Origin of the sequence: Streptomyces gelaticus, assembly GCF_014649535.1 — a bacterium.
Classification (GTDB): domain Bacteria; phylum Actinomycetota; class Actinomycetes; order Streptomycetales; family Streptomycetaceae; genus Streptomyces; species Streptomyces gelaticus.
Map to the genome: position 1 here is coordinate 142,825 of NZ_BMTF01000001.1, position 20,062 is coordinate 162,886.

Below are 20,062 nucleotides of genomic sequence, written 5' to 3' on the forward strand. Positions count from 1 at the left end.
CTTGTGGCGCACCCGATCAGGTGCGTGGCGACCTGACTTCAGTGGTACCGCCTGCCGTGGAGCATGCCATCGGCCTTGTGCGGTACGTGAGTTGTCGAGAGTAGCCGCGCGGCGCCGTCCTGGGGGCCGGGAGGGCGGCGGGGTGGCGGAGAAGGCGCCGTCCGCCACCGCCGGACGGGCCCGGGGCCCGAACCCGTCCAGCGGTGCGGTGCCACCGCGTGCCGTGCCCCGGTCCGGGGCACGGCACGCGGTGTGCGGGTCAGACGCCCGGCGGGACCCGGGACGGGCGGCCGCTGCCGCGGGTGAGGGAGTAGCCGAAGAGCGCCGCGAGCGCCCCCAGGACTCCGCCGCCGATCGTCCACAGCCAACGGTCGGTCCACCAACCCGAGGCCCAGCCGTCCTCGGGCTCGCTGCCGAGCGAGACCTTGGACGAGGCGTCCTCGCCACCGTCCGCCGAGTCGTCCGAGGCCTGCTCGACGGAGGACACTCCGGGTACCAGCGGCTCGGCGAGCGTGCCGTCCACATCACCGGCCCCGCCCTTGTCGGCCGCGGTGATCTCGACCTCGGTCCGCACCGGAAGGCCGAGGTCGGCGGACGGCAGATCGACGACCGTGAGGCGTACGTAGTAGCTGCCCGGCAGCGGGTCGTCGGCCCACGGCTCGGACCAGGCGCGGACGGTCCGCAGCACGCAGGTCAGCTCGACCGCCGGTGCGTCGGCCGCGGCCTTGCCGGTCTGGCGGCCGTACATGCAGGCCTGGCGGCGCCGCAGCCCGTCGTACACATCGACCTGCCAGGTCGACGTGCCGTGCCGGGTGGCGCTCTCGGGCAGGGTGATCTTCGCCTTGACGGTGGCCCGCTGGCCGGCGTCGGCGGGGAACACCCAGTACAGGTAGTCGCCCGTGGACGCCTCGGCGGTGGCGCGCTGGTTCTGCTGGAGGGCCGTCGCCGTGCGGAAGGTGGTGCCGGCCTCGGTGGGGGCCGCCCTGTCCTCGGAGGCGCTCGGGCTCGCCGACGGGTCGTCGGCCACCGCGGCGCCCGCCGAGGTCAGCAGGGCGAGCCCGGCGAGCAGCGCACCCGCGAACGCGCGTGTCGTACGCATCATCAGTTGGTCCTCCAGACGGCGACGCGCCAGCGCGAGATCCAGCCGAAGACCAGGCCCGCGATCAGTCCGGTGAGCACCAGCACGCCCAGCAGCCACCAGCCGCGGCCGAGACCGAACGCGGCGGGGTCCGCGGCGTCGTCCGGGGCGTCCACCAGGTCGACGGTCAGCTCGACCGGCATACCGGGCGAGGCCTTCACCGAGGCGGGGGCCGAGAAGGAGTTGCTGAGCTGGAGGCAGACGGTCTCGGCGGCCGGCTTCTCGCTGTCCGTGTCCTCCGTCTCGGCCTTCGGGTAGCGCAGGCCGGAGGAGATCGCGTCCGTACGCCCGGTGCCCGACTCCGAGCCCCGCACGATCTCCCGGCCGTGCACGGTCAGTGCGCGCAGCAGCACGCCGTAGTCGTTGTTCACGGCGCGGTCGGCGAAGACGCTGACGGAGGCGCGCAGTTCCTGGCCGGGCAGCACGTCGACCCGGTACCAGCGGTGCTGGCCGAGCTTCTCGCGGTCGGTGTAGAGACCGGCCTTGAGCTGCGGCGCCGAGGAGCAGCTGTCCGCGCCCTCGGTCGCCACCGGGGTGACGACGGGCTCGGCGGCCCGGTCGACCAACTGCTTGACACGACCGGAGAGTTCATCGGTGTGCTGGACCGCGGTGTACGTTCCGCCGGTGGCCTCGGCGATGCAGGTCAGCTGTTCGCGGATCTTGGCGTTGGGCACCAGGCCCAGGGTGTCGATGACGAGGTGGATGCCGCGGGCCGCGATGTCACGTGCGACCTCGCACGGGTCGAGCGGGCCGCAGGTGTCCTCGCCGTCACTGATCAGTACGATCCGGCGTGTGGCGTCGCCGCCCTTGAGGTCGTCGGCGGCGCCCAGCAGGGCCGGGCCGATCGGGGTCCAGCCGGTGGGGGCCAGGGTGGCGACCGCCGTCTTCGCCTCGGTGCGGTCCAGCGGGCCGACCGGGTAGAGCTGCTTGGTGTCCTTGCAGCCGACCTTGCGGTCATTGCCCGGGTAGTCGGCGCCGAGGGTCCGGATGCCGAGCTCCACCTGCTCGGGCACTGCGTCCAGGACCTCGTTGAACGCCTGCTTGGCGGCTGTCATCCGGGACTGGCCGTCGATGTCACGGGTCCGCATGGATCCACTGACGTCGAGCACCAGCTCGACCTTGGGGGAAGCTTTGGCGGGGGCTTCGTCGGCGGCGGCGGGGAGCGCCGAACCGAGCCCGGCGGTCAGAGTGGCGAGCAGTATGCCCACCCCGACCGTCAGCCTTTTTCTTATGATCATCGCCGGATACTAGTGAAGATCGCTTCGCTTCCCCAAACCGGTCCGCAGGCCGCCGTGGGACCGTCAGAAACCGCCGAGCAGTGGGCCCGAGGCCCGGCCCAGCACCGAACCGATCCGCTCCCAGGTGGCCGAGTCCCGCTCGACGGGCGGCAGTTGGGCGCCTTCGCCGGTGCGCCAGCCGACGGCGAGGGCGACCGGGTCGGCGCCGGTGGCCGCCGCCGCGGCCAGGGCGGCGGCGCCCATCGCCACCGGTTCGCCGCCGCCGGGCACGATCACGGGACGGCCGGAGAGTCGCTGCACCGTCTCCACCCAGGTGTGCCCCCGCGCACCGCCGCCGATCAGACGCAGCGGTCGGGCGGCCACCTCGGGATCGGCCGGGTCGAGGCCGCAGGCCCGCAGCAGTTCGTCGAGGGCGCGCAGTACGGTGACGACGGCGCCCTCGTAGGCGGCGCCGAGGAGTTGTTGCGGCGTGGTGTCGTGCCGGAGCCCGGTGAGCAGGCCGGAGGCGGTGGGCAGATCGGGGGTGCGCTCCCCGTCGAGGTAGGGCAGGAGCACCGCCCCGCCGCCGGGGGACGTGTCGTCGCGGTCCAGGCCGAGCAGTGCGGCGACCTTGTCCACGGCGAGCGTGCAGTTGAGGGTGCAGGCCAGCGGGAGGTACGTGCCGTCCGCCGAGGTGAAGCCGGAGAGCGCCGGTGAGGCGGGCCGGGTCCGGGAGGCGGCGAAGACCGTGCCCGAGGTGCCGAGGCTGAGGACGGGGTGGTCCAGGAGCCCGGCGCCGCCCAGTCCGAGGCCGACGGCGGCGCTCATGTTGTCCCCAGTGCCCGCCGCCACCGCGACCGTGGCGGGCAGCCCCAGCGCCTCGGCCGCTTCGGCGGTCAGCGAGCCGACGCGGCTCGCGCCGGTCCGGGCCACCTCGGGCAGCAACGCGGCGTCCAGTCCGATGAGTTGGAGGAGCTCGGGGTCGTAGGTGCCGGTCGCGGTGGAGTACCAGCCGGTGCCCGAGGCGTCGCCGGGGTCGGTGGCGGCGGTGCCCGCGAGCCGTTCGGTGAGGAAGTCGTGGGGGAGTCGCACGGCGGCGGTCGCGGCGGCGTGGTCCGGTTCGTTCTCCCGCAGCCACCGCCATTTCGACGCGGTGACGGCGGCCACCGGCACCGATCCGGTCCGCGCGGTCCAGGCGTCCGGTCCGCCCAGCGCCTCGGTGAGCGCGGCGGCCTGCGGGGCGGAGCGGGTGTCGTTCCACAGCATCGCGGGTCGCAGCGGGCGCCCCGACCGGTCGAGGACGACCAGCCCGTGCTGCTGCCCGGCGATCGCGATGCCGGTCACGGCCGACGCGGGCGCTCCGGACTCCGCCAGCCCGGCGGCGACGGCGTCGCGCAGGGCCTGCCACCATCCTTCCGGGTCGCTCTCGCGGGCCCCCGCCGTACCGCTGACGGCATGCGGGGCGCGGCCGACGGCGAGCAGCCGGCCGTCGGCGGCGTCGACGAAGACCGCCTTGGTGGACTGGGTGGAACTGTCCACGCCGATGACGACGGTACGAGGCGGCATGGGCCCTCATTTCCTCTGCTGTGCGGGGTGCGGGACGCGGTCGGGGGATTTGGATGTGCGCGGAACAAATTACGTCACCGACTGCCTGTGCGACAGGGGTCCGTGGTGCGGGGTTACGTGCGGGACGCGGGCCGTGCATCATTAGTCATGTCACTGAACAAATGAATCCGGGGCGCCTCGGTGCTCCTGGGCCCGACGGCACCGAAGGCGGCCAGAAGATGACGGAACGCTTCACGCCCACCCCCGACGACAGGTTCACCTTCGGGCTCTGGACAGTGGGCTGGCAGGGGCGAGACCCGTTCGGCGACGCGACCCGCGCGCCGATCGACCCGGCCGAATCCGTGCGGCGCCTCGCGGAGCTGGGCGCGTACGGCGTGACGTTCCATGACGACGACCTGATTCCGTTCGGCGCGCCGGAAACCGAGCGCGAAGGGATCGTGAAGCGGTTCCGGCAGGCGCTGGACGCGGCCGGTCTCGTCGTCCCCATGGCGACGACGAACCTCTTCACCCACCCGGTGTTCAAGGACGGCGCGTTCACCGCCAACGACCGCGACGTGCGTCGCTACGCGCTGCGCAAGACCCTGCGCAACATCGACCTCGCCGTCGAGCTGGGCGCCACCACCTATGTGGCCTGGGGCGGACGCGAGGGCTCCGAGTCCGGCGCCGCCAAGGACGTCCGGGTCGCCCTCGACCGCATGAAGGAAGCCTTCGACCTGCTCGGCGACTACGTCACCGAGCAGGGTTACGACCTGAGGTTCGCCATCGAGCCCAAGCCGAACGAGCCGCGCGGCGACATCCTGCTGCCGACCATCGGCCACGCCCTCGCCTTCATCGAGCGCCTGGAGCGCCCGGAGCTGGTCGGCGTCAACCCGGAGACCGGACACGAGCAGATGGCCGGGCTGAACTTCCCGCACGGCATCGCGCAGGCGCTGTGGGCGGGCAAGCTCTTCCACATCGATCTGAACGGCCAGTCGGGCATCAAGTACGACCAGGACCTGCGCTTCGGCGCGGGCGATCTGCGCCAGGCGTTCTGGCTCGTCGACCTGCTGGAGACGGCCGGATACGCGGGCCCGCGCCATTTCGACTTCAAGCCGCCGCGCACCGAGGACCTCGACGGGGTCTGGGCGTCGGCCGCGGGCTGCATGCGCAACTACCTGATCCTCAAGGAGCGCGCCGCCGCCTTCCGCGCCGATCCCGCCGTGCGGGAAGCGCTGCGCGCGTCCCGGCTCGACGAACTGGCCCGCCCCACCGCACCGGAAGGCATGGCCGGGCTGCTGGCCGACCGGTCGGCGTTCGAGGAGTTCGACGTGGACGCGGCGGCGGAACGGGGGATGGCGTTCGAAGTACTGGACCAGCTGGCGATGGACCACCTGCTCGGGGTCCGCTGAGCCCGGGTCACCCGGTCCCGCACCGCCGGGCGGTGTGGGACCGGGTGACCGGTGGTACGGCCGCCCGGGTGTCCGTTCAGTCCGCTCCGCCGGTCGCGCGGCCCGCGTATGCCATCGGGTCGGCCAGCACCTCCGTCAGCACCAGCGCCGCGGCGCCCCGTGCCGCGTCACCCGCGACGGACGAGGCACGCAGCCGCCCGCTGCCGGGGGACCAGAGCCCCGACACCACACGGCCGGTCAGTTCCTCGTCGGCGGGCGGCGACAGCCACGGCATCAGGTTCCGGTAGACCCCGCCCAGCACCACCGCGTCCGGGTCGAGCAGATTCACCGCCCCCGACAGCACCCGCCCCAGCATCCGGCCGGCCTCCGCGACCGCGGCCACCGCCCGTTCGTCCCCCGTCCGGGCACGCCGTTCCAGCTCGGCCACCCCGGCTCCGCCGCCGGGCTCCTCGATCCCGGCGGCCCGCAGGATCGCCGCCTGTCCCGCGTACTGCTCCAGACAACCCCGCGAGCCGCACCGGCACTCCGGTCCCCCGGCGTCCACCACCACATGCCCGATCTCTCCGGCGAACCCGTGCGCCCCGCGCAGGAGTTCACCGCCGATGACCAGGGCGCCGCCGACACCGATCTCGCCCGTCAGATAGAGGAAGCTGCGGATCGTGTCGAGCCCGCCGAACCACAGCTCGGCCAGCGCCGCCAGATTGGCCTCGTTCTCCGACCGCACCGGCAGCGCCGTACCGCCGGGACGCTCGACGGCGAGCGCGGCGGCGAAGAGTTCACGGGCCGGAACCCGGTTCCAGCCCAGATTGGGCGCCTGGCGCACCGTACCGCCCGAAACCAGTCCGGGCAGTGCGAGTGTCGCCCCCACCGGGAACAGCTCCTGCTCGCGCGCCGACTCCAGGGTGCGCGCGGCGATCCCGGCCGCCCGTGCCAGGACCTCGGCCGGCGGTGCGCCGCGATTGTCGAGGTGTTCGGTGAGCCGCACCCGTCCGGTGCCTGCCAGGTCGACGACGCACACCGAGACGTAGTCGATGTTGACCTCCACGCCGAGTCCGGCGGGCCCGGTGCGCGCCACCTTGAGTACGGTCCCGGGGCGGCCCGCCTGCCCGCTGAAGGTCTTGCCGGACTCGGTGAGGAATCCGATGCCGAGCAGCTGTTCGACGAGTGAGGACACCGTGGCCCGGGTCAGTCCCACCCGTGCGGCGACCGTGGCCCTGGTCGCTCCGCCCTCGGCCTCGTCGCGGACGGCCCGCAGTACCAGACTGAGGTTGCTCCGGCGCACGGTGTCCTTGTCGGCCTTGGGCCCCAGCGGTGTGACGTTGCTCTTCATGTCGGGGCCGAGCCTATGCGATCTGCTGTGCGAACCGGCGGGCCGCAGCTTCCGGCCGCGCGGGTGCGGGGACGGCCCGTTCGCGGGGGAGGCGACCCGCCGCGAACGGACCGTCGGGGAGACCGGGCGCGCGGCACTCAGGCCTTCGCGCCGCGCTCCTTCAGCATGTCCGCCATGAGTGCGATCTCCGACTGCTGGCCCTGCACCATGCCCGCCGCCAGGTTCCGGATCGCATCCGTGTCCGCGGAGCCGGCCGCCGCCTGAGCCATCTCGGCGCCGGCACGGTGGTGCGAGGTCATCAGCTTCAGGAACAGCACCTCGGCGTCCTTGCCCTTCGCCGCCCGCAGCCTGTCGAGCTCGGTGTCGGTCGCCATGCCGGGCATCAGCGAACCGTCGCCCCTCGGTGTGAAGGTGTGACCCATCCACTCCATGGGCGGGGCGGAGGAGGACTTCGCCCGGCCCCACATCTCCAGCCAGCCGAGCATCATGCCGCGCTGGTTGGCCTGTGTGTTGATGATGTCGTACGCGAGCCGGCGCACCGCCTCGTCGGACGTGCGGTCCCGGACGATGAACGACATCTCGACCGCCTGCTGATGGTGGACCGACATGTCACGGGCGAACCCGGCATCGACCGAGGTGTCCGAGGGCGCCGCGGAGGCGGAGCCCGCGGCGGTCGCGGGCCCCGCGGACGAGGACGGTCGTACGAGCATGAGCACGACCAGTCCCAGCGCCAGCAGCAGCACCGCACCGCCGGCCAGCACCATCGGACGCGAGGAGCGGACCGTGGACGTCACTGGGCGACCCCGCCCGTGCAGGCCGCGCCCGGCTCCGGGGTCTGCGGGCCCTGCACGTACTTGGTGAAGAACTGCTCGACGCGCGCGTCGGCCGCGCCGGTCACCGTCACCTGCTTTCCCCAGGCGCTGAGCATGAGCGGGGCGGCCTGGTCCTCGACCGGGCTCATCAGGGAGTAGGGCGTCGACTCGATCCGTTCACGGAGCTTCTCGAGGTCGGCAGGCTTCGCCTTGCTCGTGTACGTGACCCACACCGCGCCGTGCTCCAGGGAGTGGACGGCGTTCTCCTTCGGTATCGCCTTGGTGTAGACGTCGGCGTTGCAGTTCATCCAGACCGGGTTGTGATCTCCGCCGACCGGCGGGTTCATCGGGTAGTCGACCTTCTTCTCGACGTGGTCCCGGGTGAGCTTGTCCCAGGTCCGCTCGCCCTTCACCGCCGAGGACTTGGCCTCGACCTCGGCCTTCTCCTTGTCGTCGGCGGCGGACATCAGATAGCCGCCGCCCACGACGAGCGCCGCGACCACGGCGACGGAAGCGGTGATGGTGATGATGCGACCGCGCCGCTCGCGGGCCCGCTCCTGGCGGCGGGCCTCCTCCAGCTTGGCGCGGCGTGCGGAGGCAGACGTGTTCTGTTGGTTGGCGGATGCCATGGGGGAGTCCTTCGGTTCGACAAGAGGGGAGCTGAGGGCATGCGGAGTCCGTTCCCCGGGTGTCCCGGGGAACGGGGCCTGCCTCTAGATCCGTTGAACCTGCAGACGGAGATGGTCGACTTCCCGCACGGCGTCGTTGGACGGGCCGCGGATCGCGGCCGCGCCGGTCAGGGGGGCGACAGGAGCGGTGACGGTCGTACCGGGAAGGGCCGCGGGCGCGCTCTGGACCGGCAGCACGACCGGGGTCGAGTGCTCGGAGGTGCCGTGGCAGGAGCTGCCCGCGCCCCGGTCCTCGGGAGCGTCGGCCACCACGATCCGCGCGAGCGCCTGCTGCGTGGGCGTGATGGTCCGGGCGACGGCCGCCGGGTGGGCGCCCGAGCCGTGTGCGGCCGGGGCCGTGATCGAACAGCACGACACCATGGCGAAGAGCACGAACAGCCAGCCGGACACGGCCGACGCGCAGCTGCCCCGCGTGCGTCGGCGCATCCCTTCGCTCAGCCCGTTCATCCCGTCATCGTACGCGGTGCGTGAAGTTTCACAGAGGGGGTGGACGGGGTGGCTGCCGGGCAGCTGCCCCCTCGCGCGACCGGCACGCCCGCGAGCGCGCGGGCGGCCTCGGCCACCGGTGGCAGTCCGTCGAACCGGACACCGGGATCGTCGTGGCGGGCTTCGCCGACCATGTGCAGGCTGTGCAGGCGGCCGACGAGCAGGTGGGCCGAACGGGCCCGTTCGTACGGGTTCCCGCCGGCCGTGAAAAGCGGCCCTGGCAGCCGTCACCGTGCCATGATGCGCCCATGCCGTACTTGGTGCCGCCCCACATTCCCCCGGGGCGCTTCGCGGAGTCTGCCCAGCCGGCTCTGGCCGTCGCCGACGACCTGCTCCTGCGGCCGTGGCGACGGGAGGACGCACCGGCGGTCATGACCGCCTTCTCCGATCCGGCGATCCAGCACTGGCATCTGCGCCGGGCCGACAGCGAGGACGAGGCGCGCGACTGGATCGAGCAGTGGCGGGACGCCTGGCACAGCGAGACCGCGGCCCACTGGGCCGTCGTGCGTCCGCTGGGAGCGGGCGACGCAATCGGGGAAGTCCTCGGCCGGATCTCGCTCCGCTCCCTGATCCCCGGGATCGGTCAGGCGGAGTGCGCCTACTGGGTGCTGCCGGCCGCCCGCGGACGCGGCCTGGCGCCCCGGGCCGTCTCGGCGCTCGCGCACTGGGCCTTCGAGGAGATCGGGTTCGAGCGGCTCGAACTCGCGCACTCCGTGCTGAACGAGGCGTCCTGCCGGGTGGCCGTCAAGACGGGCTTCGCCCTGGAGGGCACCCGGCGCCGCTCCCATCTGCACGCCGACGGCTGGCACGACATGCATCTGCACGCCAGGCTCCGCGCGGACGGAGCGCAGGGTTGACCGCGACGGGAGCGGTGCGGGCTGTTCGCGTCGTCCCCGCCGAGCCGCGCCGATCGGTCCCGCTCGGTGGACCCTGCCGCGCCGACACCCGGCCCGGCCGGCGCGGCAGCGGCGCCGCCCTGCCCGCCTCCCGGCCGGCTGCCGACCCGGTGGCAGCCGGGTCGCTGCCCGAGGACGTCGTGGACCGCCCGGTCTTGTCCATGGCCGTACACGCCGTCCGGATCATCGCGCGCGAGGCCGGCTGCTCCGAGGCGTGCGGGGCGGGGCAGGTGCCCGGGCGTGCCGGTCCCGGACGGCGCAGCGCCCCGGTCAGCCGCGGTCGAGCGCGCGGTCGGTGAGGGAACCGGCGCAGCCGGTGTACCGGGCGGGGTCGGTGAGTTCGCCCAGGTCGAGACCGGCGAGCTCGGGTTCCTCGTCGAGCACGTCGGTGAGTACGTCGGCCAGGTCCGTGGTCTCCGCGCGGGCCCGGTCGGCGGCGCCGATCAGGACTTCCTCGGCACGCTTGCGGCCGATCCGTTCCGCGAACACGACAGCCAGCCGCTCCGAGACGATCAGCCCGTCGGTGAGCTGGAGGTTCTCCCGCATGGCGTACGGGACGACGCGCAGCGCGCCGGTGAGTCCGGCTGCGCGGTGCGCGGCCCCGCCGACGAGCCGCAGCAGTTCGCGCAGCGGCTCCCACTCGGCGTGCCAGGCCCCGGCGGGCCGCTCGTCCTCGGCGGCGAGCGAGCCGTACAGCGTCGCCGCCAGCCCGGGGGCCCGGCGTGCGGCCGCCGCGATCAGCGTGGCGTGCACCGGATCGGCCCTGTGTGCCATGACGGCCGTGTCATCGCCGTGCCCCTCGGTGACCTCGCCGATCTCGGTGCGGGACAGATTGAGTACATCGGCCGCCAACTTGCCGAGCGCCCCGGCCGTGAAGGCGAGCGAGCCCGCCAGATCGGCGATCGGGGTGCGCAGGGCGTGCCACGGCAACAGCGGTTCGGCGAGACCCAGTTCGCTCGCGAACGCCTGGACCAGGGGCAGTCCGGGTTCGATCCCGTCGACGTCCTCGGTGGGGGCGTGCGCCTCGAAGGCGGCCAACGTGCCTGCGACGCCGCCGAGTTGTACGGGCAGTGACTCCCGTACGACCGAGAGGCGGTCCCTCGCGTCAAGGATCAGTGCCCGCCATCCCGCAGCCTTCAGACCGAAGGTGGTCGGTGCGGTGTGCTGGGTGAGCGTCCGGCCGGCCATCGGGGTGTTGCGGTGCGCGGTGGCGAGCCGTGACACCGCGTCCGCGGCCCGTGCCAGGTCGTCGAGCAGCGGGGCCAGGGTCCGCGCGGCGACGAGCATGGCGGCCGTGTCGAGGATGTCCTGGCTGGTCGCGCCCCGGTGCACATACGGCTGGACGTCCTGCCCCACCGCGGCGGCGAGCGCCGTGGCCAGCGGGACGACCGGATCGCCGCCCGCGCGTGCGCGCAGCGCCAGGTCCCGTACGTCGAAGCGGCCGGCCTCGGCCGCGGCCGAGGTCACCGCCCGGCCCGCCTCCGCAGGGGCGAGCCCGCACACGGCCTGGGCGCGGGTGAGTGCCGCCTCGGCGTCCAGCATCGCCTGCAGAAAGGCGCTGTCGCCGGTGGCAGTCTCGGCGGGGGAGCCGGCCCGCCCGGGGGCGAGCAGTCCGGCATCGCTCTCGTACATCGGCTGCACTCCAGGAGACCCCGGGGCCACACGGCCCTAGCCTTCGCTGCCCGTCCGGTGGATGCCGAACACCGCGCCCTGCGGGTCACGGACGACCGCGATCCGCGGCCCGTCCGGGATGTCCGTCGGCGGCACCAGCAGTTCGCCACCGGCCCCCTGAGCCGTGGCTGCCGTCGCATCGACATCCGTAACGGCGAAGTACGGGACCCAGTTCGGCATTGCCTCCGGCGGGAAGCTCTCGTCCATGATCAGCATCCCGCCGAAGTCCTCACCGGCCACACCCCACTGCGTGTACCGCTCGGACGCGGCGTTCACCGTCCACCCGAGGACCGCCGGATAGAAAGCGAGCGCCGGGTCGGCCTCACGGGTGACGAGTTCGACCCAGCCGAGCGCGCCGGGGTCGTTCAGCCGCTCGGCACCGGCGAAGGCGCGCTTCTGCCACAGCGAGAACACCGCCCCCGAGGGATCGGCGACGACCGCGAACCTGCCCTGGTCGAAGACGTCGATGGGGCCGACGAGCAGCGAGCCGCCCGCCGACTTCACCCGCTCGACCGTGGCGTCCGTGTCGTCGGTGGCGAACGAGACCGTCCAGGCGGTCGGCCGGCCCGGCTGGTAGATCGGGCTGAGCGCGGCCACCCGCTCGTCGCCGAGGCGCGCCATCGTGTAGCCGCCCGCCTCCTCACGCGGATCGGTCTCGGAGCGCCAGCCGAATAGGGCCGCGTAGAACGACTTGGCGGCAGGGATGTCGGAGGTGCTCAGCTCGATCCAGCAGGGGCCGCCGGGTACCGGTCCGGTGAGCTTCATTCGGGTTCCTCCGCGGTGGTGTGGACGCCCTTGCGTACTCGAAACGCTATGACCTCGTGCCGGATGCGGCCATCGGGGAAACTGTTTTACGGGTGTAATACCTGCTAAAGTATTTGAGTGAGTGATGCAACTACCTGGTCCCGGCAGCCCGCCGTCCGCAGACTCCCGCTGGCAGCCCCACTGCGTCTGGCCCGGCCCTCGGACATGTGGTTCAAACCGGCACTGAGCGTGGTCGTCGCCACCGCCGTACCCGATCTGGTGCTGTTCGCCATCGACCGGCTCGACCTCGTGATGTACACGATGGCCGGTTCGCTCTGCGCGCTGTACGGCCACAACCTGCCGTACGCCCGCCGTGCCAGGGCCGTCGCCGGAGTCGTCGTCGCCATGGTCGTCGGCATGGCGATATCCCTGGTCGCTGCCTCGCTCACCGGATCGACCGCCGTGCTGATCGCGGTGGGGGCCCTGCTCGCGGCGGGGCAGAAGACGCTCTGCGACGCCACCCGCATCGGACCGCCCGGACCGGTGATCTTCACCTTCGTCACCTCCGCCGCACTCTTCGCACCGCAGCGCCTCGGCCAGGTGCCCGGCCATCTCGCGCTGACCCTGGCCGCGGGCGTCATCGCCTGGCTGGTCACGGCGTGCCCCGCACTCCTGCGCCGGGAGGGCCCGGAGCGCCGGGCGACGGCCCGCGCCCTCGACGCCGCCGCGGCGTATCTCGCCGACCCCGGCCCTCGCACCCGGCACGCCGCGGCCACCGCCGTGCACGGGGCCTGGCAGACCCTGCTCGCCGCCGGACGCCCCACGCCCGTACGCCGGGCTCTCGAACGCCTCGTGGTGCACGCCGAGGCCGCCCTCGCCGGAGCCGCCCCCGGTACCTCCCCGCTCGACCCCGCGCCCGGCCCCGACCGGCTCCGCGCCTGGGCCCGGCAGACCCGCGCACGCGGCCCCGTCCCCACCCCGCCGGCCGCTCCCGGCACAGCCCAGGAACTGTTCGGCATCGACGCCGAACGGGCCGCCCGGTCCGGCGGAAGCCGTCGCGACGCCCGCCGCGCCCTGCTGCGCAGCCTCGCCCCGGGCTCCCCGCTGCTGCCCATCGGCGCCCGCGCGCTCGTCGGCTGCGCCCTGGCCGGGTACGTCTCCCAGGCGGTCGGCGTCGGCCGTCCCTACTGGGCGATCGTCACCGCTGCCTCCTTGTACCAGGCGAATGTCACCCTGTCCTGGAACCGGGCCCTCCAGCGCACCCTCGGTAATCTGCTCGGCGTCCTCGTCTTCGCCGCCGTCCTCCCGGCCAGCCGCACCGGACCACTGGCCCTCATCGGCTGCTGCCTGTTCTTCGGCTTCGCGGCCGAGGCCCTGATCACCCGCAACTACTGGCTCGGCTCCGTCGCCGTCACCCCGATGGCGCTGCTGGTCCTGGAGTTCGCCGACACCCACCCGGCGGGTGAACTCATCGGCGACCGGGTCCTGGACACCTTCATCGGCGCCGGGGCGGGCCTGCTCGCCGCCATGTTGGTGACCAACCGCCGGGCCGCCGGGCGCCTGGAGAAGGCCCTGGCCGCCACCGACCTGGCCCGAGCCCACGCCGTACACACGCTGGCCGCCCCGCAGTCCACGCCCGCCGCGCTCGACGACGCCCACCGCAGGCTGACCGGATCGCTCGTCGAACTGCGCGAGGCGGACGACACCGCGGCGGGCGAATGGTGGCAGCGCGCCCTGCCCCGGGAGCAGGTCCTCGCCGCCGAGCAGGCCGGACACCGTACGCTCGCCGCGACAGCAACACGGCGGGGGTCGATCGCCCGCGCCCCGGAGAACGGAGCGGTGTGACCGACGACATCGTCGCCTCGGTGGTACGGCAGTGGCAGGCCGTCAACCCGGAGCTGGACACCGGGCCGATGGAACTCATCGGCCGCATCAACCGCTGCGCGGCCCTGCTCCAGCAGGCGGAGGACGCCCCGCTGCGCGCCGCCGGCCTGACCCGCGCCGAGTTCGACCTGCTCGGAGCCGTACGCCGTACCGACCGCGAACTCACCCCCGGTGAACTGGCCAGGGAGACCTTCTCGTCCGGCGCCGCGGTCACCAAGCGCCTGCGGGTCCTCCAGGAGCGCGGTCTCGTCGACCGTCGCGGCGACGACCGCGACCGGCGCGTCAACCACATCCGCCTCACCGAGCAGGGCCGCGAACTGGTGGACATGCTGCTTCCCCGGCAGCTCGCGTACGAACGCACGGTGCTCTCCGGCCTCGACGAACAGTCCCGCACCCGGCTCAGCGCCCAGCTCAGTGAGTTGCTGGTGCAGTTGGAGGGGCGGATCGGCGGTGGCCCGCGCTGAACCGGGACGGGTGTGTGGGGCCGTTCCGGCGGCGCGTGGAAAATGCCGCGCGGACGCCGGTGCGCCGCTGCTAGCGTCCCCCGCATGAAGCGCGCTGCCATGACGACGACGCCGGAGAGTGTCCCGGCGCGCTGACAGCTGTGCAGTGAGAAGCCCCGGGGCGAGTGCCCCGGGGCTTCGCCTTGCGGTCACCCGCCCGACCACCGCGAGGAGACCGCCATGCACGACCACCGCAAGCTCGGCCGCGAGCTGGACCTGTTCGACACCGACCCGCTGATCGGCGCGGGACTGCCCTACTGGCTGCCCGACGGCGCCGCCGTGCGCCATGCCCTGGAGGAGTACATCCGCACCGCCGAACAGCGGGCGGGCTACCGGCACGTGTACTCGCCGGTGCTCGGCAAGCGGGAGCTGTACGAGATCTCCGGGCATTGGTCGCACTACAGCGACGACATGTTCCCGCCGATGGACCTGGGTGGGGAGCAGATGGTGCTGCGGCCCAGCCTGTGTCCGCACCACGCGGTCATCTACCGTTCCCGCTCGCACAGCTACCGCGAACTGCCGCTGCGCATGGCCGAACTGGGCGGCATGTACCGCTCCGAGCTCTCCGGAGTACTCGGCGGACTGACCCGGGTGCGTTCCATCCAGCTGAACGACGCGCACATCTTCTGCACCCCTGACCAAGTCGCCGAGGAGGCGCGGGCCGCGCTGGAGCTGATCGGCGCGGCGTACCGGGCACTGGGCATCGGCGCGGCCCGCTACCGGCTCTCCCTCCCGGGGCCGGGCGGCAAGTACGTCGACGACCCCGGGATGTGGCAGCGGTCCACCGCTGTGCTGACCGAAGTACTGGACCGTTCGGGAGTGCCCTACGAGGCGGCCGGGGGAGAGGCCGCGTTCTACGGTCCCAAGATCGATGTCCAGGTCGCCGACGGGGCGGGGCGGGAGTCCACCCTGTCCACCGTCCAGATCGACTTCCACCAGCCGGTCCGGTTCGGCCTGCACTACATCGGCGCCGACGGAGCGAAACACCGGCCGGTCATGGTCCATCGCAGCATCATCGGCAGCGTGGAGCGGGCCGTCGCCCATCTGATCGAGGCACACGGCGGGGCCTTTCCCGCCTGGCTCGCCCCCACCCAGCTGGTGATCCTCCCGGTCTCCGGTGCCGAACTGCCCGAGGCCGAGGTGTTCGCCCGGCGGTGTGCCGGCCTGGGTCTGCGGGCCGGGATCGCCGGACCGGAACGCGGGTCCCTGGGTGCCCGTGTCCGGGAAGCCCGCCTGGTGCCCGGTCAGGTGGTCATCGGGGCCAGGGAAGCGGCCGAAGGGCTGGTGGCGCTGCGCCTGCGCGACGGAACCCGGCTCGATCCACGGCCCGCGGACGAGGTTCTCGCCCGGATCGCCGCCCTGGTGGAGGCGCGCAGCATCGAACTCCGGGCGTAGGGACGCGAAAGGCGGCGGCGGACCCGGGCCCGCTGCCGCCTCCCGCGGGGTGATCGTTCAGGCCGGGCCCAACAGTGCGGCGGACAGGCGTAGTTCCCCGGCGCGGCGGGCGAGAGCCGCGTCGTCGCCGCGGTCTGCGGGTGCCGAGGCCACAAGCGCGAGCCGGTCGCGCCAGCTCGTACCCGCCAGTGGTACGGCCACCGTGTGCATGCCCCGGACCGACTCCCCGCGGCTCACCGCGAATCCACGGACGCGGATCTCCGCCAGCTCCGTGAGCAGCGCGGAGCGCGAGGTGAGGGTGGTCGGCGTGACCGCGGGCAGCTTCTCGTACGGGTAGAGGGCGCAGACCTGTTCCGTCGTCATCCGGGAGAGCAGCACCTTGCCGCCAGACGTGCCGTGGGCGGGGCGCGTGCCGCCGACTTCCGGCATCACCCGCACCGGATGCGGGCACTCGCGGCCGTCGGTGACGATGATCCGGTCGCCGATCAGTGCCGTGCTCTGTACCGTCTCGCCGGTGCGCCGCAGCGCGTCCTCCAGTACCGCTCCCAGTCGTTCGCGGACGGCCGTGCCGAATCCCGCCGGGCGGCCGAGCCGGACCAGCTCCGGACCGGCCGAGTAGCCGCGGCCGGAGGAGCCCCGGATCGCGAAGCCGCGTCCCTCCAGGGTGCTGAGCACCCGGTGGGCCGTGGACCGGCCCACGGAGAGCAGCCCGGCCGCCTCGGAGACGGTGAGCGTGTCATGGGTGAGGAAGAGGCGCATCAGCCGGAGCCCGGTGTCCAGCGACTCGATGGTGTAGTTCCGGTTCGGCCCCGAGGGGTGTCCGCTCCCTTTCGCTGCCGAAGTCAGTCCGGCGACCGGGTCTTCCACTCGCCCATCCGACATGAATGCGCTCCTTTCGGTCTGGTTCGATCGCGTGTGCGACTGTCCCGTTCTGCGGAGCAAGTCGGAATGGCCGACCTGGTCGGATCGCGCCGTGTCACCTTCGTAACCACCGTACGTGATCGGCGGGATGGTCTGAACGGGTGCCGCGATCGGCCCGCGATTGATCCGGCTGTCATCCCGTTCCCCGGTACGGACGTCCCCTTTCGCTGCCGGATCGTGCTGAGTGTCACTGCTTGTGCACGCGTGACGGCGGTGCGTGCAAAAACTCGTGAGTGTATTACCGCCGGAGCGCTCGCGCAGGGGGTTGGGTGAATGTGCCGAAGCACTGATTCGATCTGACTAAGCTCACGCGCAGTGAAGTCGAGTTGATATGAATTCGAGCGCTTGCTCCCGACTGCCCTGCAAGCGTGCATACCTCCCGAATCAACGCCAGAGGTCCTAGATGGTTCGTGTTGAATCACCGCCGATCGACCGAGAAACCTCCGTCGCTCGTGCCGTGTTGCTGCCCGTGCTCCTGATGGGCGGCGCCACTGCCGCCGCGGCAGCAGTGGTTTCCGCGGCCGCGCGGATACCAGTCGTATGGTGCGGCGCCGTCGCCACGGTCGCGGTCGTCGCGCTGAGCGTCCAACTCGCCCGCCGGGCGCGCGATCTGCGCAGCCAGCGCGCGGTGTACGAACGGCGCTTCGCCGACCTGGAGCGGCGCATCGCCACCCACGACGACGAGACCGTCCGGCTCAGCAAGGAGCTCCTGCCGGCCGCCATCCACCGGCTGCGCGTGGGCAATTCGCCCGAAGAGGTGCTCCGTGACGTCGTCGACGCCGACGAGATGTACCGCGAGCTTCCCGACGCCCAGCGCACCCTCGTCTACACGGTGCTGAACATCATTGACAACGAAGAGGCGATGCGTGACTCCGCGCAGCGCGCCTTCGTCAACGTCGCCCGGCGCGTCCAGGCGATCGTCCACCGCCAGGCGAGCGAACTGCGCGAGATGGAGGAGCACCACGGGCGCAACCCCGACGTCTTCGACGACCTGCTCCGCATCGACCACGGCACCGCGCTGATCGGCCGCCTCGCCGACTCCATCGCGGTACTCGGCGGCGCCCGGCCCAGCCGTCAGTGGCCCAAGCCCGTCCCGCTGTTCAGCGTGCTGCGCGGCGCCATGTCGCGCATCCTGGAGTACCCCCGCGTCGATCTGCACTCGATCGCCAAGGTCGCCATCATCGGCACGGCCGTCGAACCGCTCATCCACGCCTGCGCCGAGCTCCTCGACAACGCCACCCGCTACTCGCCCCCGCAGACGCGGGTGCACGTCACCGCCGTCGAGGTGCAGACCGGCATCGCCATCGAGATCGAGGACGGCGGCGTCTCGCTCAGCGAGGAGGCCCGCGCACGGGCCGAGAACATGCTCGCCAGGGCCCAGGCCGGCTCCAACATGAACGACCTCGGCGAGTCCCCGCGCCTCGGCATGGCCGTCGTCGGCCGGCTCGCGCGCATGTACGACCTCCAGGTCTCGCTGCGGCAGTCCGCGTACGGCGGTGTCCGCGCCGTGCTCATCGTGCCCCGCGCCATGATCACCACCGGACCCGCTCCCGGTATCGCCCACGGCATCGGTGCCACGTCGAGGCCCACCAGCGACATCGACCAAGAGGCCATGAAGCACGTCGTGCCGGCCCGCCGCAAGCCGCGCACCCCCGTGGCCCAGCGACCCGCCACCGGGCCGGTCGCGCCCGCCACCCGGCCGGTCGTGCCCGCGGCCGCCATGGAGGACGACGTCCCCGTGGTGACCGAGTGGACCGCGGGCGGGCTCCCGCAGCGGCGCAGCCGCGGCCGGGCGCCCCTAGGCTCGCACAACCTCCCGGCCCAGCCCGCCGACCCCACCGCGGGCCAGCGCAACGGCTACGCCAACGGCCACGCCAACGGCCACGGACCCGGCGGGCCCGGCGGCAAGGAGCAGCCCCCCGGACTCTGGCTGGAGGCCTTCACCAACGCGGTCAACGGCGTGCCGCAGGACCCGAAGACCGACGAAGACTCTGACGATGCGTGGGACAAGGGAGACCTGAAGTGATCCAGCAGCGGGGAAACATGGACTGGATGCTCAAGGAACTGGCCGACGACGTACCGGACATCCACCAGATCGTGGTGCTCTCCGCCGACGGTCTGCGCATCGCCCGGCACGGCGGCGACCCCGATGTCGCCGACCGCCTCGCGGCGGCCTGCGCCGGGCTGCAGAGCCTGGCCGCCGCCGTCGCCTCCGAAATCCCGTACAGCGACGGCGTCATGCGACTGGTCGTCATTGAAGTCACCGGCGGCTTCTTCTACTTGATGGCCGCCGGAACCGGCGCGTACCTCGCGGTCCTCGCCGGCGAAACGGTCGACGCGGGACTGGTCGGATCGCGGATGCGCGACATGGTCGTCAGGATCGGTGCCCACCTGACGAGTCCGCCGCGCCACGACGGGCAGACCGGATGAACTCTCCCCGACGAGAACGCCGAACGGCCGATCCGGCACTGAGCGATCCGGAACGGCTGTACGTGATCACCGGCGATCCCGACGGCAGCGAGCGGGCACAGCTCGACCTGGTCACGATGATCGTCGCGCAGGCACAGCCGACGCCGACGGTCCAGCCCGAGCAGGCCGTGATCCTGCGGCTCTGCCAAGCGCCGTTATCCGTCGCCGAGATCTCGGCATACCTCGGTCTGCCCTTCAGCGTGGTGACCTCGCTGCTCACCGAACTCCTCGCTGCCGGACTCATCGAATCGCGCGCGCCCATCGTCCGCGCCACTCTCCCGGACAGGTCCCTTCTCGAAGCGGTGATGCATGGACTTCAGAAGCTCTGACACGATCACCGGCCCCCGGCGCGAGGACGTCCTTCCCACCACGGCGACTGCCGCGGTGAAGGTCGTGATCGTCGGCGGGTTCGGGGTCGGCAAGACGACCATGGTCGGTTCCGTCAGCGAGATCCGGCCGCTGACCACCGAGGAGACCATGACCCAGGCCGGTGTCGGCGTGGACGACAACTACGGGGTGGAGAGCAAGACCGCCACCACCGTCGCCATGGACTTCGGCCGGATCTCCATCAGCGAGGAGCTGATCCTCTATCTGTTCGGCACCCCGGGCCAGGAACGGTTCTGGTTCCTGTGGAACGGCCTGTTCGAAGGTGCCCTCGGTGCGGTGGTCCTCGTCGACACCCGGCGTCTCGAAGTCAGCTTCGACGTCATCGGGAGACTGGAGGAGCGCGGCGTGCCGTTCGTCGTCGCCATCAACACCTTCCCCGACGCCCCGAAACACCCCGTCGAGGCGCTGCGGAGCGCCCTGGACCTCCCCGAGGAGGTCCCGATGATCGACTGCGACGCCCGACTGCGCGGCTCCAGCCGCGACGTGCTGATGACCCTGATGCGCTATCTGCACAGTCTGGCTCTCCCGCTCGCCTGACCGCAGTACCAACCCCCCGCGCGCATCCC

The 20,062-nt window shown here is 72.5% G+C and carries 20 protein-coding genes; 10 read left to right on the forward strand and 10 right to left on the reverse strand.

The window, feature by feature from the left end; translation table 11 throughout:
* Positions 1–259: 259 nt before the first annotated feature.
* From IE107_RS00655 to xylB, 3 genes are all read right to left on the reverse strand, one after another.
* Positions 260–1,099, reverse strand: a complete 840-nt coding sequence (locus tag IE107_RS00655; protein WP_373302386.1) for a hypothetical protein — start codon at positions 1,097–1,099, stop codon at positions 260–262.
* Positions 1,100–1,101: 2 nt separating this feature from the next.
* Positions 1,102–2,376, reverse strand: coding sequence for a VWA domain-containing protein (locus IE107_RS00660; RefSeq protein WP_189539814.1), 1,275 nt, complete (start codon positions 2,374–2,376; stop codon positions 1,102–1,104).
* A gap of 63 nt (positions 2,377–2,439) precedes the next feature.
* A complete protein-coding gene (xylB, locus tag IE107_RS00665) occupies positions 2,440–3,921 on the reverse strand; it encodes a xylulokinase (protein WP_189539816.1) in 1,482 nt (493 codons plus the stop codon).
* A 218-nt stretch (positions 3,922–4,139) separates the two neighbouring features.
* Here xylB and xylA point away from each other — a divergent pair, with 218 nt between their 5' ends.
* The gene (xylA, locus tag IE107_RS00670) at positions 4,140–5,309 is read left to right on the forward strand and encodes a xylose isomerase (RefSeq protein ID WP_189539818.1); all 1,170 of its coding nucleotides are present in this window, start codon (positions 4,140–4,142) and stop codon (positions 5,307–5,309) included.
* Between the two features lie 76 nt (positions 5,310–5,385).
* Here the strand turns inward: xylA and IE107_RS00675 are convergent, their stop codons facing one another.
* The 4 genes from IE107_RS00675 to IE107_RS00690 form a co-directional block, all read right to left on the reverse strand.
* Positions 5,386–6,639 carry an ROK family protein gene (locus tag IE107_RS00675; protein WP_189539820.1) on the reverse strand — a complete coding sequence of 418 codons (1,254 nt, stop codon included), beginning with the start codon at positions 6,637–6,639 and terminating at the stop codon, positions 5,386–5,388.
* Between the two features lie 137 nt (positions 6,640–6,776).
* Positions 6,777–7,403, reverse strand: a complete 627-nt coding sequence (locus tag IE107_RS00680) for a DUF305 domain-containing protein (protein ID WP_189540552.1) — start codon at positions 7,401–7,403, stop codon at positions 6,777–6,779.
* A gap of 26 nt (positions 7,404–7,429) precedes the next feature.
* Positions 7,430–8,080 (reverse strand): thioredoxin-like domain-containing protein, encoded by a 651-nt coding sequence (locus tag IE107_RS00685; RefSeq protein WP_189539822.1) that lies wholly within the window; start codon positions 8,078–8,080, stop codon positions 7,430–7,432.
* A gap of 84 nt (positions 8,081–8,164) precedes the next feature.
* The gene (locus tag IE107_RS00690) at positions 8,165–8,587 is read right to left on the reverse strand and encodes a hypothetical protein (RefSeq protein WP_189539823.1); all 423 of its coding nucleotides are present in this window, start codon (positions 8,585–8,587) and stop codon (positions 8,165–8,167) included.
* Between the two features lie 20 nt (positions 8,588–8,607).
* On the opposite strand from IE107_RS00690, the gene IE107_RS00695 reads away from it, so the two are divergent.
* Together IE107_RS00695 and IE107_RS00700 are read left to right on the forward strand one after the other, a co-directional pair.
* Complete coding sequence (locus IE107_RS00695) at positions 8,608–9,483, forward strand: GNAT family N-acetyltransferase (protein WP_308434197.1); 876 nt, start codon at positions 8,608–8,610, stop codon at positions 9,481–9,483.
* A complete protein-coding gene (locus tag IE107_RS00700) occupies positions 9,480–9,821 on the forward strand; it encodes a hypothetical protein (RefSeq protein ID WP_189539825.1) in 342 nt (113 codons plus the stop codon). Before IE107_RS00695 ends, IE107_RS00700 begins: the two co-directional genes overlap by 4 nt.
* Here IE107_RS00700 and pcaB read toward each other — a convergent pair.
* Together pcaB and IE107_RS00710 are read right to left on the reverse strand one after the other, a co-directional pair.
* Complete coding sequence (gene pcaB, locus IE107_RS00705; protein WP_189539826.1) at positions 9,793–11,154, reverse strand: 3-carboxy-cis,cis-muconate cycloisomerase; 1,362 nt, start codon at positions 11,152–11,154, stop codon at positions 9,793–9,795. The two genes, IE107_RS00700 and pcaB, sit on opposite strands and share 29 nt — an antisense overlap.
* 36 nt (positions 11,155–11,190) lie before the next feature.
* The gene (locus IE107_RS00710) at positions 11,191–11,958 is read right to left on the reverse strand and encodes a VOC family protein (RefSeq protein ID WP_189539827.1); all 768 of its coding nucleotides are present in this window, start codon (positions 11,956–11,958) and stop codon (positions 11,191–11,193) included.
* Positions 11,959–12,162: 204 nt separating this feature from the next.
* Here IE107_RS00710 and IE107_RS00715 point away from each other — a divergent pair, with 204 nt between their 5' ends.
* The 3 genes from IE107_RS00715 to thrS all read left to right on the forward strand — a co-directional run bounded on the left by IE107_RS00715 (position 12,163) and on the right by thrS (position 15,719).
* Positions 12,163–13,782 carry an FUSC family protein gene (locus tag IE107_RS00715; protein WP_189540557.1) on the forward strand — a complete coding sequence of 540 codons (1,620 nt, stop codon included), beginning with the start codon at positions 12,163–12,165 and terminating at the stop codon, positions 13,780–13,782.
* Positions 13,779–14,285, forward strand: a complete 507-nt coding sequence (locus IE107_RS00720; RefSeq protein WP_189539828.1) for a MarR family winged helix-turn-helix transcriptional regulator — start codon at positions 13,779–13,781, stop codon at positions 14,283–14,285. The genes IE107_RS00715 and IE107_RS00720 overlap by 4 nt, the downstream gene beginning before the upstream one ends.
* Before the next feature lie 219 nt (positions 14,286–14,504).
* Positions 14,505–15,719 carry a threonine--tRNA ligase gene (gene thrS / locus IE107_RS00725; protein ID WP_189539829.1) on the forward strand — a complete coding sequence of 405 codons (1,215 nt, stop codon included), beginning with the start codon at positions 14,505–14,507 and terminating at the stop codon, positions 15,717–15,719.
* Between the two features lie 57 nt (positions 15,720–15,776).
* Here thrS and IE107_RS00730 read toward each other — a convergent pair whose 3' ends face one another.
* Positions 15,777–16,601 (reverse strand): IclR family transcriptional regulator, encoded by an 825-nt coding sequence (locus IE107_RS00730; protein WP_189539830.1) that lies wholly within the window; start codon positions 16,599–16,601, stop codon positions 15,777–15,779.
* A 442-nt stretch (positions 16,602–17,043) separates the two neighbouring features.
* Between IE107_RS00730 and IE107_RS00735 the strand changes: the two genes are divergently transcribed.
* The 4 genes from IE107_RS00735 to IE107_RS00750 are packed head-to-tail and all read left to right on the forward strand — an operon-like array spanning position 17,044 to position 20,033.
* Positions 17,044–18,666 (forward strand): sensor histidine kinase, encoded by a 1,623-nt coding sequence (locus IE107_RS00735; protein ID WP_189539831.1) that lies wholly within the window; start codon positions 17,044–17,046, stop codon positions 18,664–18,666.
* The gene (locus IE107_RS00740; protein ID WP_189539833.1) at positions 18,663–19,070 is read left to right on the forward strand and encodes a roadblock/LC7 domain-containing protein; all 408 of its coding nucleotides are present in this window, start codon (positions 18,663–18,665) and stop codon (positions 19,068–19,070) included. The genes IE107_RS00735 and IE107_RS00740 overlap by 4 nt, the downstream gene beginning before the upstream one ends.
* Positions 19,067–19,438, forward strand: a complete 372-nt coding sequence (locus IE107_RS00745; protein WP_189539835.1) for a DUF742 domain-containing protein — start codon at positions 19,067–19,069, stop codon at positions 19,436–19,438. The genes IE107_RS00740 and IE107_RS00745 overlap by 4 nt, the downstream gene beginning before the upstream one ends.
* A complete protein-coding gene (locus IE107_RS00750; RefSeq protein WP_189539837.1) occupies positions 19,419–20,033 on the forward strand; it encodes a GTP-binding protein in 615 nt (204 codons plus the stop codon). The genes IE107_RS00745 and IE107_RS00750 overlap by 20 nt, the downstream gene beginning before the upstream one ends.
* The last annotated feature ends 29 nt before the right edge of the window (positions 20,034–20,062 follow it).

Excerpts from the sequence above, each read along its gene's own strand:
- IE107_RS00655 (WP_373302386.1), bottom strand. The coding sequence starts at position 1,099 with ATGCGTACGACACGCGCGTTCGCGGGTGCGCTGCTCGCCGGGCTCGCC.
- IE107_RS00660 (WP_189539814.1), bottom strand. The coding sequence starts at position 2,376 with ATGATCATAAGAAAAAGGCTGACGGTCGGGGTGGGCATACTGCTCGCC.
- xylB (WP_189539816.1), bottom strand. The coding sequence starts at position 3,921 with ATGCCGCCTCGTACCGTCGTCATCGGCGTGGACAGTTCCACCCAGTCC.
- xylA (WP_189539818.1), top strand. The coding sequence starts at position 4,140 with ATGACGGAACGCTTCACGCCCACCCCCGACGACAGGTTCACCTTCGGG.
- IE107_RS00675 (WP_189539820.1), bottom strand. The coding sequence starts at position 6,639 with ATGAAGAGCAACGTCACACCGCTGGGGCCCAAGGCCGACAAGGACACC.
- IE107_RS00680 (WP_189540552.1), bottom strand. The coding sequence starts at position 7,403 with ATGGTGCTGGCCGGCGGTGCGGTGCTGCTGCTGGCGCTGGGACTGGTC.
- IE107_RS00685 (WP_189539822.1), bottom strand. The coding sequence starts at position 8,080 with ATGGCATCCGCCAACCAACAGAACACGTCTGCCTCCGCACGCCGCGCC.
- IE107_RS00690 (WP_189539823.1), bottom strand. The coding sequence starts at position 8,587 with ATGAACGGGCTGAGCGAAGGGATGCGCCGACGCACGCGGGGCAGCTGC.
- pcaB (WP_189539826.1), bottom strand. The coding sequence starts at position 11,154 with ATGTACGAGAGCGATGCCGGACTGCTCGCCCCCGGGCGGGCCGGCTCC.
- IE107_RS00710 (WP_189539827.1), bottom strand. The coding sequence starts at position 11,958 with ATGAAGCTCACCGGACCGGTACCCGGCGGCCCCTGCTGGATCGAGCTG.
- IE107_RS00715 (WP_189540557.1), top strand. The coding sequence starts at position 12,163 with ATGTGGTTCAAACCGGCACTGAGCGTGGTCGTCGCCACCGCCGTACCC.
- thrS (WP_189539829.1), top strand. The coding sequence starts at position 14,505 with ATGCACGACCACCGCAAGCTCGGCCGCGAGCTGGACCTGTTCGACACC.
- IE107_RS00730 (WP_189539830.1), bottom strand. The coding sequence starts at position 16,601 with ATGTCGGATGGGCGAGTGGAAGACCCGGTCGCCGGACTGACTTCGGCA.
- IE107_RS00735 (WP_189539831.1), top strand. The coding sequence starts at position 17,044 with ATGGTTCGTGTTGAATCACCGCCGATCGACCGAGAAACCTCCGTCGCT.
- IE107_RS00745 (WP_189539835.1), top strand. The coding sequence starts at position 19,067 with ATGAACTCTCCCCGACGAGAACGCCGAACGGCCGATCCGGCACTGAGC.
- IE107_RS00750 (WP_189539837.1), top strand. The coding sequence starts at position 19,419 with ATGGACTTCAGAAGCTCTGACACGATCACCGGCCCCCGGCGCGAGGAC.